Origin of the sequence: Reinekea sp. (assembly GCF_046710285.1) — a bacterium.
GTDB lineage: Bacteria > Pseudomonadota > Gammaproteobacteria > Pseudomonadales > Natronospirillaceae > Reinekea.
The window spans coordinates 29,971-45,270 of the sequence record NZ_JBKEGY010000011.1; the positions used below are offsets into that span (position 1 = coordinate 29,971).

Genomic DNA, 15,300 nt, shown 5'->3' on the forward strand with positions numbered 1-15,300 from the left:
TTGGAAGTACTTTAATCAGCTCAGATAAGGCAATTTATGCAATTTCTACAAACTATTATTAGCAAGGTAACTTTTGGTTTTGCACTTGTACTCACCTTCGTAATTGCCATTACAATTGTCGCTATTAACAATCAACAAAACGCCTCTAAAGAGTTTGAATCGCTAAGTAACGAAGTCATTCCACTTTTGCAACAGGTATACCAGTTGCAATCGACCCTGCAAAACATCAACAAAGCGGTCACTCAGCATGCAGCCAATGAAAATCCAGAAAAACTAGAAATCTATACGGTTCAGTTTGAGCAATTTACCACGCAATACACAGCAATTTCAGAGAAAATACGGCAAAACTCCTTGTTAGATGAAGCACTGTCAGCTGCTCTTGAAGCATCAGATACATTAGCGCAAGAGAGCATCGCGCTGGGCAAAGAACACATGGACTCGCACAAAAGTAAACTCAAGCTTAACCAAGACTTTAACGAAATTTATAACGACGTGAACAGCCGATGGCTGTCGTTTAATGGTGAGCTTAAAATAGTTGATTTAACGTTGGGTCGATTGAAAAGTGAAAACGATCCTGACGTTATTTCAATAGAAACTGCCACTCGACTAATTACCGAGAAGCTCACGCTCTCGCGAGCATCTACTGGAGCCGTTGTCGGGGTTCAAGACCTTGGTACACTAGAAATCACCATGAGCAATTTAGCTCGCAACGCCAATCTAATTGCTGAAAACATGGCTGTTTTAGAGAGCCAGCAGTCGTTTCTTTTTCGAAAGCTCGGTAAGTTTGTCTCACTTTCTAATGAAGTCATTGACGGTGAAAACTCAATGTTTCAACTGTATCTAAAACTGCAAAAAGCCAAAAACAACGATTCAGACTTATTATCCAAGTTAGCAGAGTCTGTAAACACCACACTAAGCGAGCAAGTGTTGCTCATAGATCAAGTCGCCAACAAAACCAACATCACCACCGCACGGGTTAAGGCGAATAATGAAAACGCTCTGTTGGTGCAATTTATTGTTGCAGGGTTGTCACTTTTACTGGGGATTGGTGTTGTATATAGCGTGGTTCGATCTATTAAAAAGCCCTTAAAAACAATAATCTCTACATTAGGAAAAGTAAGTAAAGGCGATTTAACCTCATCGGCGGAGGTGTTAAGCAATGATGAGTTTGGCCAGATATCCAGTGGAGTGAATGCGTTAATTGCTAATATCAGAAGCGTCATTGGTGACATAACAGAAAACGCTGCTCACATTGAAACGTTAGTTTCCAACGTGACAACAAACACTAAAGGCTCTCTGGCTCGGCTACAAACCCAAAAAGATAAATCTGTAGACATAGTCAACGCCACCGGCAGCCTAGCGGATGCTTCTGAAGGCATTAGCAGTAACTCATCGTCTACGTTGATAGATGTTAGGGATGTCAGCAATGTCGCGCTAGAAGGGCAAACCAACGTGCAATCCAGCTATCAGTTTATCAAGCAGTTGGTCTCAGATCTTTCACAAACCAATGACGTGATAACGGGCTTAAAACTCGAATCAGACAATATCAGTCAAATTGTTACCACCATTCAGGGCATTGCTGAACAAACCAACCTACTAGCACTGAATGCGGCAATCGAAGCAGCTAGGGCTGGTGAGCAAGGTCGCGGCTTTGCGGTGGTCGCCGATGAAGTTCGGAACCTAGCTAGCAAAACTCAGACTGCAACTGAGGAAGTCTACCAAACCATTGATAACTTTCAGGCACAAACAAATACCGTCGCTAATACCATGAGTGACAACTTATTAAAAATAAATGATCTACTCGAGAACTTTGAAGCGACCAATAGCGCCATGACCCTCATTATGGAGTCGTTGGTTCGCATCACACAAATGAGCGAGAGCATTGATGCACAAACGTCGGAACAAAGAGCAACGGTCGAGCAGGTCAAAATTGAGATTCAAGAAATTGCCAACATTGCTGACTCCGTATTTAACAATGCAGGTAAAAACGTAACTTCCTTTGAAGCACTAAACAACCTTATCGATAAGCAACACGATTCTATATCTCGGTTTAAAATCTAGATACTTTGATCACATTTATTTAAAAAAGGTAGCCAGAAAGTTTCGAATAGATTGAAATTTACACAGGGTTTGTTTATACCATAAGTGCTTAATTAAGCTTTTAAATAAATTCTGATCAGAACAAGGATGTTCTCATGACAAACGATACGCTCGCGTGGCTGCGCTGGGTGTTGGTGCCTGGCTTGGGCGTTAAACGCTCTCATGAACTCATGGCCCACATAGATTCACCTTCAAGCCTATTCTTACACCCCGATCGCTGGCCACTGCCCGATTCGATTAAAACTATTTTAAAACAGATGGCTCGCCTTGGTGAGCAACACCCGGTGCATCGCCGAGCTTTGGAGCAAATGAACTGGCAAGCAGAAGCCGATAATCATCACCTCATTACACTGGCCGACCCTCACTACCCTGTTTTGCTGTCAGAAATTCATGACTCACCACTTATGCTATGGGTTAAAGGGAATGCTAATTTACTCTCAACCCCTCAAATCGGCATTGTTGGCAGTCGTAGCGCGAGTCCCAATGCACGCAATCATGCGAGAACATTAGCGAAATCCCTGTGCCAATATGACAAAACAGTCACCAGTGGTGGCGCTTCGGGGATAGATAAGGCCTGTCACGAAGGTGCTCTTGATGCTAACGGGAACACCATTGCGGTATTTGGTTGTGGAATCGACCAGGTTTACCCAAAAAGCCATCGAGGCCTGTTTGATGCTATTAGCGTCAAAGGCGCGCTCGTTTCAGAGCACCCTCTAGGTACTTCGCCTAAACCAGGGCATTTTCCTCGTCGCAACCGTATTATCAGTGGGCTTTCAGAGGCAATCGTCGTCGTTGAAGCAGCCCTAAAAAGTGGCTCCTTAGTCACTGCGCAACATGCCTTAGAGCAAGGCCGAGATGTCTATGCCATGCCGGGTGATGTGCTCAACCCTAATAGCGCTGGCTGCCACCAGCTAATTAGAGATGGCGCCTATTTACTTACCGATGCAAAAGATATTGTAGAGTTTGGTCGCAGTGTGAGTAATTCTGAAACAATAGAATTGCCAAGCCACTTAAACCCCGTTCAGCTGCAAATTATTAGCCTGCTTAAAACAGCTCATTTACCCATAGAAGGGCTGAGTTATGAATTGTCTATTGCTGCGCATCAATTATTAGAACCCTTGCTAGAGTTGGAGCTCGAAGGGCTAATTGAGCAACACCCAGGCGGTTATGTTTATTCAGGGTTTGCGTAGCGAAAGGCAAATAGCTACCCTTACAGCAAATCTGGCTGTTGAATTGGTTTGCCATTGTTAATTCCGTCTTTCACCCTTAAGAAATTAATCAGTATCGTCCAAGCGGGGGGTGTCATTGCCTACCCGACGGAAGGCGTATTCGGCTTAGGCTGTGACTTCCTAAATGCCGACGCGGTACATCGTATTTTGGCGATTAAAAAACGTGATGTAGCAAAAGGGCTAATCTTAGTTGCTCACCATATAGACAGCTTATTGCCCTATTTGGCTGAGCTAACGCCCCACCAACGAGCCCTTCTGGATGAAAGCTGGCCGGGGCCGATTACTTGGGTGATTCCTCATAATGGGACTTTGCCCGACTGGATCACAGGTGGCCGACCGACGGTAGCGGTTCGAGTCAGCGATCACCCCATAGTAAAACACTTATGCCTCACTTTAGACCAACCCCTAGTCTCTACCAGTGCCAATCATTCCGGCAAAGTGGCGTTAACGAGCCGCACGCAGGTAAGTGTTTGTTTAGGTAAAGATATCGACGCCATCGTGACTGGGCGGGTGCAATCTATCGGCAAGGCCAGTACCATTCGTGATTTGAAAACTGGGCTCACCCTCAGAGCTAGTTAAAAAAGGTAAAACATTCATGGCGGAAAACGCATTTGATATAACGGCAGTTAAAGACTATCTGTTGTCACTGCAAGATCGTATTTGCGAAGGGTTGGAGCGCGAAGATGGCGGAGCTACTTTTCAAGAAGAAAGCTGGCAGAGACCTGACGGTGGCGGTGGCCGTTCACGTATTATCGAAAATGGCCATGTGCTCGAAAAAGGCGGCGTGGGCTTTAGCCATGTCATGGGCGATAAGCTACCACCTTCGGCTTCGCAGAGCCGTCCAGAACTTGCTGGCGCGCGCTGGCAAGCCATGGGTGTTTCATTAGTCATGCATCCAAAAAACCCCTTCGTACCCACTTCTCACGCCAACGTGCGGTTTTTTGTTGCCGAACGCGAGGGCATGGAGCCGGTTTGGTGGTTTGGCGGTGGCTATGATCTAACGCCTTACTATGGTTTTGATGAAGACTGCATACATTGGCATCAAACAGCCAAAGACGCTTGTGACCCGTTCGGAGAAACGGTCTACAACGATTTCAAAAAATGGTGTGATGAGTACTTTTACTTGAAACACCGCGATGAGCCGCGCGGTGTTGGCGGTCTTTTCTATGACGACCTCAACGAATGGGGCTTTGAGAAAACCTTTAGCTTTATGCAATCTATTGGTAACTCTTACTTAGAGGCTTACCTCCCGATTGTCAAAAAGCGCAAAGACACACCTTATTTGCCTGAACATCGTGACTGGCAAGAGTACCGACGCGGTCGTTATGTAGAGTTTAACCTAGTGTTCGACCGGGGCACTATTTTTGGATTGCAATCAGGTGGCCGCACCGAGTCTATTTTGATGTCATTACCGCCCCACGTTCAATGGCGCTATAACTATCAGCCCGACGCTGGCAGCCCTGAAGAGAAACTCATGACCCATACACTACAGAACCGCGACTGGTTAGGTGTGTTATAGTTTTCGCCCCATGGCTCAGTTAAGCCTGAGCCAACACTTCTCTCACCTGAGCTAAGGCTCCGCGATGGTCTTTATAATCTAATACAATGCTATTTAACTGGCCATTGTGCTGCATGACCATTGAAGGGAACCCTTGAATGGGTAGGCTGTGAGCAAAGTTAAGCTGTTCAATAAAAGCCTGCTCTAACTCTGTCGAATTCAAGTCTGCCATAAACTTATCCACATTTAATTCTAACTCTTGCGCTAACACTCGATGCGTAGATTGATCGGATGGGTTCATGGCTCGTAAATAATAAGCCTGCTGCAAAGCGGTAATCATATCTATTTCAGCGTCTTGCCATGTTGCAGCAATCACCGCGCGACAAGCAGGATAAGTAGAGCGGCGCGGTATCGTTTGCGTCCAAAAATCATGATTGAATTGAGTGCCGAGCATGGCTTCTATTTTTTTCCAGTAACCTGAAATTGCCGCTTTTTGATCTTCAGGCATGGCAACATCACTGTCTGGCGCAAGCCCACCAACAACATACTGAACCGTAACCTCAAGCTTGCCCAGTTCCTGTTCTAATAAACTCCATTGCGGACGATGTGCCCAACACCAACTGCACATGGGATCATGTACATAATAAAACTTACTCTCTGACATTGTTTATTCCAATAATGTGACGATTATCTGATGCTTAGTTGTACTATAACGACTACAGTTAAGCGAGAAAGTTTCACAAGGCGTGCAGTATGGCTTCATTTTTACTTGAAAAACATCAGTTACCTTGCCTAGGTGATCATCTTTGGATTCACAAAAAAGGCTATACCCACCATGCGCTCTATGTCGGTGAGGATGAACAGGGCGAACACTTGGTTGCCCATTACGCTGGCTGGGTTGATGGCTTTCGAGGCGGGCCACTTACCTTAGACAGCTTAGACATATTCAGTGCAGGCAAGAACATTCATGTTCGCTTATACCCTAAACGAGTTTTCCGTCCTGAAGACAGTGTTGAGCGTGTATTGCAACGCTTAGGTGAAGACCAATACGATGTTCACACCAATAACTGCGAGCATCTCTGCCATTGGGCCATTATGGGTGATCACCGGTCTAAGCAAGTTGATTGGGTCAATACGGTTTTAGGCGCTATACACCCAGGATTAGAAGCAGCCAGTAAAGGCGTTGGTACCCTGCGTCAACCTAAGCAATATGCATCGACCGGCCCTAAAAAAGCAGTCAGCAGCATTGCTAAAACCTTAGCAATCGATTGGGGGCTTAAATCTGCGGCTCGTTGGGCGGTGGGTCCCGTTGGAATTGCGGCTTATGTGGGTTACCGAGTTTCAAAACAACTGCTTAACCAAAAAAAGTACTAAGGCTAGCCATTCAAGCTTACTTGGTTAAGCACTGCCATCGGGCCTTGGCGCCGAATAAATTCTAGTTCAGTCTCGCTTTTAGCCAACAGTGCTCCCGCATAACCTAGCGAGTTTATTGAAATACTGCCTAACGATTCACATGACCTTGGCACAACGATCATCCAATCACGAGTGATAAGTAAATTATAGGGCTGCCAGCTGTATTCCATTTTCTGCCAAGCATCATAAAGCGTCTCGGCTTGCCAATTGGGTAGCGCATAATAGCGATGATTGAATGGAAATATGGATAGGGAGTGGTCACCCTGTAGACGCTCAATAGCAGACTCTATAGGAAGTTTGCCGGCACCTAAGTCTTTAGGGACCAATTGAAAATGTCGATGATCTTGTGAAGCACCTGCTTGTTGGCCGCCATTATAAAAAATAAAACCATCCACTTCATTAAACGCAAGCTCTAGAGCTGCAAAATCACTCAAACTAAGCTGGTCTGTCTGTGACACCCAGTTTTTGGTCGTGATTAAGCCATGTATGGGCAAAATATTGAATTTATTTAATATAAGGTTATGGGCTTCACCCAATGCTTGCACAAAAAGCTCGGGCTCAGGCGACAAAAATGGCTTACTTCTATTCGGTTCGCCTGCTTTTTTGGGGATTTTGGTAGACAATTGAGCAGCAAAACGAATTACGAAATCAACACCTTCACAGGATATAATCTCTATCTTGCTGTCAATTGTCTTTAAATGACCTGAAATTTTCGCATCATGAGTAACCTTGCTCATTTTTTGCCAAAGATCAAGCTCATGTGATTGGGCCAATTCGTCTACACCATTAATGCCGCTACTTGGCGAATAATTTCAGCTTCTTTAGGGTGTAAATCGCCATCTGCATTCGCTAAGTCTCTAAACATAGCCAATACGTTGCCATCGGAATTCAGTGCGGGTACAAACTCCGCTAAATAGTCTGCAATGCTGTTATTTTCTAAAGCGTGTAATGACTTTGAAACCTGGCCACGATGAAAGGCTTCTTTAGAAACACCTGCATTATGCCAAGGAAGTTCGCCTAACATGCGGTCAAATGTATCTTGTTCCTGCATTTTTACTTTGCCATCCACCTGATAGAGCAGCGTCATTACCGCAATAATGGCTTCAGATTTAACCTGATCTACAGGCTCTGTTTTTTCTAACATTAATAATATATCGGCAAACATGGTCATAATTTTCCCTTAGACAATAAAAAAACCCATCACAAACTGTAATGGGTTTTCAATTTAACTACCAGTGATTCAAGTGCGTATTAAGCAGACTCTGGCTATTTTTCAGTTAAGCTCAAACCGGTTCGCCCTAAAGCCGACAACAAGGCCTGAAGGTTTGCCGTTGTGGTGTCTTCATGAATAAAACAGGCGACGCTTTCTGTTCCATCAACATCGACACACACACTCGCTATTGCTTGAGAGTCTGTCCCTTGCGTTAACGCATGTTCGTCAAACTGAGTCACCTTTAAGGTAGTGTTTAGATGGCTCGCAATTGCTTGCGCTAACGCTTCTAGTGCACCCTGGCCTTTGCCTTCATAGGTTGCTGAGCCAATGTTAAAGGAAGCTACGGTTTGGCTGTCTTGGCTATTTAACGAATAGCCTTTAAGTGCCCAGCTCTCGGGAGCAGTGACAAAGTTATTCACAAATAGCTGATGAATAGCCTTACTGGAAACTTCATCACCCGCCTCTTCAGCGGCTTTTTGCACAACTTTACTAACATGGCCGTGCATCCATTTAGGTAACTCAATTCCGTAATCTCGTTCAAGTACGTGCGCCACTCCGCCCTTGCCTGACTGGCTGTTAATACGAACCACAGCTTCGTAATCACGGCCAAGGTCTGCTGGGTTAATCGGTAAATAGGCTACATCCCAATGCGGTAGTTTTTCATCGCTGTGGTACTGCAATGATTTTCGGATCGCATCTTGGTGGCTGCCCGAAAAGGCGGTATAAACTAAATCCCCTACCCATGGGTGCCTTGGGTGTACCGGCAAATTGGTGCAGGCGGTGCAAATATCAATCATCTCTTGCACATTGCTAAAGTCTAATTCAGGGTCAATTCCTTGCGAATAAAGGTTCATGGCCAAGGTAACGGTATCCATATTACCGGTACGCTCACCGTTGCCAAGCAAGGCACCTTCTACACGGTCGGCGCCCGCCATCAAACCCAACTCTGTTGCAGCGACACCACAGCCACGGTCATTATGGGTGTGTAGGCTGACAATCACATGTTCGCGCTGACTTAAACCACGGCACATGTATTCTATTTGGTCGGCAAAGACGTTAGGGGTCGACATCTCTACGGTTGCCGGTAAGTTAATGATCACTTTACCGGTTTCTTTTGGGTTCCACGTCTCAATAACCTGGTTGCAAACATCAATTGCGTAATCTATTTCTGTACCAGTAAAACTTTCTGGTGAGTATTGGAAGGTCCACTGGGTATTCGGGTTCTTCGCGGCATACTCTTGAACCCACTTCGCACCCTGTACCGCAATGGCGGCAATTTCTTCTTTACTCATCGCAAACGTTTGCTGGCGCTGAACAGTGGAGGTTGAGTTATAGACATGAACAATGGCGCGTTTTACACCCTGCAAAGATTCAAAGGTACGCTCAATGAGGTGCTCGCGTGCTTGAACCAAGACTTGAATGGTCACATCATCGGGAATTAGGTTGTCTTCAATAAGGCGACGGGCAAAATCAAATTCAGGTTGCGCGGCCGATGGGAAGCCAATTTCAATTTGTTTAAAACCAAGCTTAACCAACATATTAAACATGGTGACTTTTTGATCAACCGTCATCGGCTGTATCAAAGCTTGGTTACCATCACGTAAATCAACGCTGCACCAAATGGGTGCCTTAGTTAAGATTTGATCTGGCCAAGTACGGTCTCTCAGGCTTAAAGGCTGGTATTGCGTATATTTACGATGATCGAAAGAGCCTGCAGCGGCCATTTGTTTCGCAACGGAAGTTCCAGCTTGGTTTGCTTTGGTATCGCTCATATTTCACCTGAGAATTTTTAAATAAATGTGATATGCCTAGAGGCGAAGGTCGGTTCTAACGATCCGACCGTATTTTGAGATGTGGATAATACATCAATTGCAACCGGGTAGGTGTCGGATCGAATGCACTGTTGATTATGGGTAACAATCTTCAGAAGGTACGAGGGGTAACTCGTGCCAGCGCATTAATGCCTTGGACTGGTGAAAATAATAGTGAAAAACCACCGCAATGTCCGTGCAAAAAACAATTAATTTGCTATATTTACGCAATTATCTACCAACATAAGTAATAATTGCGCAATTAAACGATAGGTTTGTTGAAATTATGGACATGGAAACTAAATTAGATGGCTTTGATCGCAAGATTCTAGAGACGCTTCAAGAGGACGCAAGCCTAACTAACCAGGAAGTTGCAGATTGCATCGGTCTTTCGGCTTCCCCCTGCTCACGAAGAATTAAAAGTTTAGAAGACCGCGGTTATATCGTACGGCGCATTGCAGTCGTTAACCCTAAGTCGGTTAACTTAAATTTAACCGCCCTACTAAACATCCGCATGGATAAACACACTCCAGAACGTTTTGAAAACTTCGAACGCAAAATTGCAGCCCTACCAGAAGTTATTGAATGTGCACTGGTCACCGGACAGGACGCCGACTATCAGCTAAAAGTCGTTGTACCTGATATGGACGAGTATCACAACGTACTGCTGAAGCACATTACAACAATTGAAGGCGTAGATGGCGTTCATTCCAGCTTCTTGTTAAGGCAGATCATCAGCCATAAAGCTTTACCGTTGAAGTACATTCGTTAAAGGCTTTTCGGGTATACTGGCACCATAAATCACCAAAAACGAAAAGAACATTTATGAGCCTTACGCTAAAAACTCGTTTAAAAATCTTATTACCACTCATGGGCATTGCCATTTTAATTGATCAATTGTCTAAAGTCTGGGCTGTTTCTTACTTGAAATCTGGTCCGCGATTTAGCTATTTATTCGATTCAATTCGAATTTTATATGCCGAAAACCACGGTGCATTTCTAGGCTTAGGCAATAGCTTATCGCCTAATGTAAGGTTTTGGATATTTACCGCTCTAGTTGGGGTTTTCTTAACTGCCCTTCTGGTTTACGTGCTAATAGGCAAAGAGATCGATCGTATAATCCTTATATCTTTAACGTTGGTGTTGGCGGGTGGCTTCAGTAATTTTATTGATCGAGCGATGAATAACGGCGGTGTGGTAGACTTTATAAATATGGGCATCGGCACGTTGCGAACTGGAATTTTCAATATCGCCGACGTTTACATAATGATAGGCGCTGGTTTAATGATTTTAGGCCCGTATGTCTTCAAAGAGCAGACAAGAGCCTAGTTTTCAACATAGCGACACTTTCAGTTAGAACTAGCGTGTCGCTGTTTAACTTTTACTAATCAACGGCACCTTGGTGGACGTTGTGTAGGTTTTCTATCAGCTGATCCTCAAGGTCAAACCGCTCCGTTAACTTTTCACCGAGATTTGATAAATCTTCATGTAAATCGGTTATGTTCTCACGAATGTGCTCTGCTGTGGCGTACTTATCATTGAAGTCGAGCATGAGCTGAGTGGTTGAATCTATTTTCGGATAGAGCTCTTTGGCCAATAACAAGCCTCCATCATCAAACTCTTTCGCTTCGCGGAATAATTGTTCGTAAATCTCGAAATGACCTTCAGACAAGTAATCCATTAGGCGCTGACAAAACTCTTTTAGTGTTGATGAGACGACTTCCTCGCCTTCTTTCCCTTGGATGTCAAAAAAGGTTATTAACGTAGCTTTTCGATCTGCCAACCAACGATCGATCATCTCGTGTCTACCACCCCAGCGTTCCTGTGCGGTTTTACAATTTTCTAACATAGTCGAGAACCCTTGATATTTACGTTGTCATTTAATCCATTAATTACAATATATGCTTTGTAAACGGGTCATTCAACTGCTGAATCTGTTTTAACCGCATTAGGGTCAAGTTTTGCTGACGCTGGCCGATTATTATCAGTAAGCTATACTAAACAATGCTACGAAGCACCATCTAACGAGGCAAGCTATGCGCAATGCACAATCTAGTATTACTTTTTTAAGCACACTCTTGTTATTGCTTTTTACGATTGGCTTCAGCTCACATCTATTTGCAGAAGACCCACCGCTGTTGGGGCCTTCTTATGTAGAGTTAGAACCGACCTTTACGCTGAACTACGGAACAGCAAGTAGATTGCGCTATGTTCAAGCCTCTATCACGTTAAGAGTGGTAGACAGCAGTGCGGCCCTAGAAGTTACCGCTCATTCTGATGCTATACGTCACAGTATAATTTTATTGTTTTCACGACAAACACCAGATGATATTAAATCATCGATTGGCCGCGATGCCATTTTAAATGATGCGCTAACAGAACTGCAGAATTTGATGCTGAAGGAAACCGGCCGAACGTTGATCGAGCGTGTTTTGTTTACAGACTTTATTGTTCAGTCTTAAATTAGGCTGAACGTATACTTGTGCGAGTGCGGTCTTCTAATGAACGCGTATATTGAGCCGCGCCATCATCCCAACCTGCTTCCCAGGCGGCAATAAGAACATCATTTTCAAACTGGCATTCACTTCTTCCTTTGCCTGCCAGCCCAGTCATGTATCCTTGTTGGTACCCTTTGTTGAGGGTTTCTAGCGTCCATTCTGTTTCTAACATACTTCCTATTACCTTCATTTCAGCGTATGGGAACTACTCTGACCGATCTTGTTGAATTCTAACGTCCAACTTACAGATGATTGTAACGGAAGTTTAAGCTTAAAACGCTTGCTTCATCACAGTTTTAGACTCAAATACGATTATTTTTTACAAAAAATAAAAATGGCGACAATAAGGTGTCGCCATTTTAAAATTTTGTCGTCAAAAATGCCTACATTCGACTACTGTTTGAAATAATTCTCTAAAAAGGTATCGAAGTCGCCAATACTTTCTTCTTCTTTTTGTTTTGCTTCTAACCAACTTTGTTCAGCCAATTGAGTAAATTCTGCATGTTTTTCTTTAGGTAACTCAAGTGCTGCAAAGTACCGACTGAGCGCTTCTGAGCGCTGTAACATTGTTGCGGAAAATGATCCATTTTGCTGAACTTTTTGCAATATCTTAGCGGAAGGCGTTAAATTCTCATCTCGAACTTTTGCTAGCTGCTCTGTGCAGGCTTCACGATATCGCGTACAGCCTTCATGCTCATCAACCACTTCTGCGAATTGGTAGATTTGCTTTAGTATCCGTTCCGATAAAGGCTTAATGGGTTCTATTTCACCATTAAAGTAAATGCCTAAGTCGGGCTTGCGACCCATAAGAGCAACCCGCTCACTATTATCGCGCAATAAGGAACACTCTGTTGGCTCAATCATTGGACTTTCTTGAACGATGCACCAAAGCAAAAACAAATCGATAAAGTTCATTTGCGATTTATTAATACCTAATGGCTCAAACGGATTTATGTCTAAGCAACGCACTTCTATGTATTCAACACCACGATCACGTAAACCGTGAATTGGCGTTTCACCACTGCCTACAACACGCTTTGGGCGAATATCGCTGTAGTATTCATTTTCTATCTGCAAAATACTGTCGTTAAGCTGGTTATAGCCTGTGGCGGTTTTAATACCTATTTTCTCATACTCAGGATAAGGTGTTTTTATTGCTTTCACTAAAGTATCGGCATAGCTTTCAAGTGAGTTGAAGCAAACAAATAAGTCTTTTTGTGCACGGTTCGAGTAGCCTAAATCACTCATTCGCAACGAAGTCGCAAAGGGTGCATATAAGGTTTCTTCACCCAATGACTCTAAGTTGTCGTTTTCATCATCTAAGAACGACTTATCCATTGCGGGAGAAGCACCAAACAAATACAACAATATCCAAGAATGGCGGCGGAATGAGCGAATTAAGCCAAAGTATTCTTTGGTTTTGAAATCTTGAAGATTGTCAGAGCCACCATTGCTTTTAGCCCATTGCTCCCAAAACGCATCAGGTAGCGACCAATTGTAATGTAGCCCTGCAATGGTCTGCATTTTTCGACCATATCGATGCCATAGGCCATGACGATAATAGGTTTTCATTAAACCACTGTGACTTGGGCCAAACTGTGCAATCGGTATTTGCTCTTGTTCTGGCAAGCGAGAAGGCATGCTGCCTGCCCAAAAATGCTCACCCTTAAGCTGGCTATAAGTAAACCGATGCAATGAATCGAGCTCTTCAATCAGCTCATCACTGTCGTTATGAACCCCGGTGATAAACTCGAGTAACGATTCAGAGTAGTCTGTGGTGATAGAACCATGAGTCAGTGCCGAACCGAGTGTTTCTGGGTGAGGTGCTTGGCTTATGGTCCCCGCCCCATCAACGCGTAAGGTTTCACGCTCAATGCCACGTTGAAATTTAAAGGCATCATTATCGAGCGCTTGTAATCGTTCTAGCCGGGAAATATCAGTCACAACCGGTCGTCCTCATAAATAGATGCCACAAAGTATGGGGGCAAACTGAGGAAGATCAAACCTTTTCTAGTTATTCAGGTCATATTCCCGAATAGCCCCCCTGGTTGCAGGGCATGGCGAACTAATCTTTCTTATCAATACTTATCTCAATATTTTTACTGTTGCCAGCAAACCACTTTTGTACGTATATCGACCCTAAAATCGGTGCAGAGCCTTTTTCAGGGACTTCTTTATAACGAACGCTGTTCTTGGTTTCTTTTTCGTATTCGAACTTTAGGACTTTTTTGGTCATGGATTTCTCTTGGGTTTTAAAAAATTAGGGAGTTAGAAAATGGGCACTAGATCTTATGGTGTGAGTTGCGCAAGCCTAAAATCAACCATCGATATCACCAACTGTTTAGGAATTGGCTTGTTAAGCGGGAATTGGACTGAGCCTTTGGCATACTTATAATCCGACAAGGATTCTTCAAAGGCTTCAATAGTAGTTGGATGTGGGTAAAAGCCGATGTGCTTTTTGTATCCAGCCATCATAATTTGTTGCTCGCGCTTGCCATCTTTCACTAGAGCGAAGGCTGGTATATCGTAATTTATTAGCTCAACAGCCTCTGGTGCGGCTTGCAAGATATAGGATCGCAATGTTTTAAGTGCTTGTTGAACTTCTGCCGGCTGACTGGATATATAGGCATCTACCTCTGCTGAATTAATAGCTTCTTCTTTCATGTTTATTCCAGCCATCAAGTTATTAGATTCATCGTCAACCAACAATAAGTTCGTTTTAAGTTACGACTCTAGGATCACGTCAAAACCACCATAAATTAGCCGCTTACCATCGAATGGCATGGGGTTATTATCTGGGTGCATTCTTGGGTCTTCCATCATAGCCGCCCAACCGGCATCGCGAACTTCTTTTGATGGCCAGACCACGGTTGAAAAAACGACGGTTTCATCTTCGCCACATTTTACGGCCAATGGAAGAGAGGTTACTTCACCAGTGGGAATATCATTGCCCCAGGCTTCGGTAATTTTTAGGGCGCCATTATCTTTAAAAACGAGCGCGGATAGCTTGGCGTGTTCTAGGTACTTTTCTTTGTTTTTAGTGGGGACTGCTGCAACAAAGCCATCGATGTAATTCATATTCTTTCCTTTTAATTATTCTTAGATTCCACATGCTTTTTAAAGTTATTTAGAATGCACAGCCAGCCAGTACGCTGCTGCTCTGCTGAGTTTTCATCTTCGGCTTCAAATGTTTCAACCACCTTTATTCCGTTTTCAACCTCAAAAAACTCAATGAGTACTTCACGATTATCTTCTAACTTATAGCGTATTGATTTATTAGGTTCTATGGCAACGAACTCGCCTTCAAAGTCAAAGCCCATCGAGCCATCTTTGGCTTCCATGCGATAACAGAACTGACCACCCACCGTTAAATTAATGTCGGCTTTCGGGCAGGCCCAATCATCACTGGCAAAATTCCAAGCCATGATGTCAGCCGGGGTTACCCATGCGTTCCAAGCTTGAGTGAGAGTTGTTTTAACGGTCGTTTCTATTGATATGTTCATAGCGTCCTTTTAACTTCGCCTCTAAGTGACGAGTA

The 15,300-nt window shown here is 43.9% G+C and carries 19 protein-coding genes; 8 read left to right on the plus strand and 11 right to left on the minus strand.

Annotation, left to right across the window (positions count from 1 at the left end):
* Nucleotides 1–36: 36 nt before the first annotated feature.
* The 4 genes from ACI882_RS09410 to hemF all read left to right on the plus strand — a co-directional run bounded on the left by ACI882_RS09410 (nt 37) and on the right by hemF (nt 4,848).
* Nucleotides 37–2,061: a methyl-accepting chemotaxis protein gene (locus ACI882_RS09410; protein WP_411743319.1), complete on the plus strand. Its 2,025-nt coding sequence runs from the start codon at nt 37–39 to the stop codon at nt 2,059–2,061.
* Between the two features lie 134 nt (nt 2,062–2,195).
* Complete coding sequence (gene dprA / locus ACI882_RS09415; protein ID WP_411743320.1) at nt 2,196–3,290, plus strand: DNA-processing protein DprA; 1,095 nt, start codon at nt 2,196–2,198, stop codon at nt 3,288–3,290.
* Nucleotides 3,291–3,344: 54 nt separating this feature from the next.
* Entirely contained in the window at nt 3,345–3,908 is a 564-nt protein-coding gene (locus ACI882_RS09420) for an L-threonylcarbamoyladenylate synthase (RefSeq protein WP_411743321.1), read from the plus strand.
* A gap of 16 nt (nt 3,909–3,924) precedes the next feature.
* Nucleotides 3,925–4,848 (plus strand): oxygen-dependent coproporphyrinogen oxidase, encoded by a 924-nt coding sequence (hemF, locus tag ACI882_RS09425; RefSeq protein ID WP_411743322.1) that lies wholly within the window; start codon nt 3,925–3,927, stop codon nt 4,846–4,848.
* A gap of 19 nt (nt 4,849–4,867) precedes the next feature.
* Here the strand turns inward: hemF and ACI882_RS09430 are convergent, their stop codons facing one another.
* Nucleotides 4,868–5,491: a DsbA family protein gene (locus tag ACI882_RS09430; protein ID WP_411743323.1), complete on the minus strand. Its 624-nt coding sequence runs from the start codon at nt 5,489–5,491 to the stop codon at nt 4,868–4,870.
* 89 nt (nt 5,492–5,580) lie between these two features.
* Here ACI882_RS09430 and ACI882_RS09435 point away from each other — a divergent pair, with 89 nt between their 5' ends.
* Nucleotides 5,581–6,201, plus strand: a complete 621-nt coding sequence (locus ACI882_RS09435; RefSeq protein WP_411743324.1) for a lecithin retinol acyltransferase family protein — start codon at nt 5,581–5,583, stop codon at nt 6,199–6,201.
* 2 nt (nt 6,202–6,203) lie between these two features.
* Here ACI882_RS09435 and ACI882_RS09440 read toward each other — a convergent pair whose 3' ends face one another.
* From ACI882_RS09440 to leuA, 3 genes are all read right to left on the minus strand, one after another.
* Entirely contained in the window at nt 6,204–7,013 is an 810-nt protein-coding gene (locus ACI882_RS09440) for a DUF4922 domain-containing protein (protein ID WP_411743325.1), read from the minus strand.
* 5 nt (nt 7,014–7,018) lie between these two features.
* Nucleotides 7,019–7,411 carry a TerB family tellurite resistance protein gene (locus tag ACI882_RS09445; protein WP_411743326.1) on the minus strand — a complete coding sequence of 131 codons (393 nt, stop codon included), beginning with the start codon at nt 7,409–7,411 and terminating at the stop codon, nt 7,019–7,021.
* A 95-nt stretch (nt 7,412–7,506) separates the two neighbouring features.
* Nucleotides 7,507–9,177: a 2-isopropylmalate synthase gene (leuA, locus tag ACI882_RS09450; RefSeq protein ID WP_411743333.1), complete on the minus strand. Its 1,671-nt coding sequence runs from the start codon at nt 9,175–9,177 to the stop codon at nt 7,507–7,509.
* Between the two features lie 379 nt (nt 9,178–9,556).
* Here leuA and ACI882_RS09455 point away from each other — a divergent pair, with 379 nt between their 5' ends.
* Entirely contained in the window at nt 9,557–10,036 is a 480-nt protein-coding gene (locus ACI882_RS09455; RefSeq protein WP_411743327.1) for an Lrp/AsnC family transcriptional regulator, read from the plus strand.
* 53 nt (nt 10,037–10,089) lie between these two features.
* Nucleotides 10,090–10,593, plus strand: a complete 504-nt coding sequence (gene lspA, locus ACI882_RS09460) for a signal peptidase II (RefSeq protein WP_411743328.1) — start codon at nt 10,090–10,092, stop codon at nt 10,591–10,593.
* Nucleotides 10,594–10,648: 55 nt separating this feature from the next.
* Here the strand turns inward: lspA and rsd are convergent, their stop codons facing one another.
* Nucleotides 10,649–11,113 carry a sigma D regulator gene (rsd, locus tag ACI882_RS09465; protein WP_411743329.1) on the minus strand — a complete coding sequence of 155 codons (465 nt, stop codon included), beginning with the start codon at nt 11,111–11,113 and terminating at the stop codon, nt 10,649–10,651.
* Nucleotides 11,114–11,300: 187 nt separating this feature from the next.
* Between rsd and ACI882_RS09470 the strand changes: the two genes are divergently transcribed.
* On the plus strand, nt 11,301–11,726 hold the full coding sequence (locus ACI882_RS09470) for a flagellar basal body-associated FliL family protein (RefSeq protein WP_411743330.1): 426 nt from the start codon (nt 11,301–11,303) through the stop codon (nt 11,724–11,726).
* A 1-nt stretch (nt 11,727) separates the two neighbouring features.
* Here ACI882_RS09470 and rmf read toward each other — a convergent pair whose 3' ends face one another.
* The 6 genes from rmf to ACI882_RS09500 all read right to left on the minus strand — a co-directional run bounded on the left by rmf (nt 11,728) and on the right by ACI882_RS09500 (nt 15,265).
* Nucleotides 11,728–11,934: a ribosome modulation factor gene (rmf, locus tag ACI882_RS09475; protein WP_411743331.1), complete on the minus strand. Its 207-nt coding sequence runs from the start codon at nt 11,932–11,934 to the stop codon at nt 11,728–11,730.
* 221 nt (nt 11,935–12,155) lie between these two features.
* Nucleotides 12,156–13,706, minus strand: coding sequence for a glutamate--cysteine ligase (gene gshA, locus ACI882_RS09480; protein WP_411745589.1), 1,551 nt, complete (start codon nt 13,704–13,706; stop codon nt 12,156–12,158).
* Between the two features lie 121 nt (nt 13,707–13,827).
* A complete protein-coding gene (locus ACI882_RS09485) occupies nt 13,828–13,998 on the minus strand; it encodes a hypothetical protein (RefSeq protein ID WP_411745588.1) in 171 nt (56 codons plus the stop codon).
* Nucleotides 13,999–14,051: 53 nt separating this feature from the next.
* Entirely contained in the window at nt 14,052–14,426 is a 375-nt protein-coding gene (locus ACI882_RS09490; protein ID WP_411745587.1) for an iron chaperone, read from the minus strand.
* 60 nt (nt 14,427–14,486) lie between these two features.
* A complete protein-coding gene (locus tag ACI882_RS09495; RefSeq protein WP_411745586.1) occupies nt 14,487–14,840 on the minus strand; it encodes a DUF1428 domain-containing protein in 354 nt (117 codons plus the stop codon).
* A gap of 11 nt (nt 14,841–14,851) precedes the next feature.
* The gene (locus tag ACI882_RS09500; protein ID WP_411745585.1) at nt 14,852–15,265 is read right to left on the minus strand and encodes an SRPBCC domain-containing protein; all 414 of its coding nucleotides are present in this window, start codon (nt 15,263–15,265) and stop codon (nt 14,852–14,854) included.
* Nucleotides 15,266–15,300 lie beyond the last annotated feature (35 nt).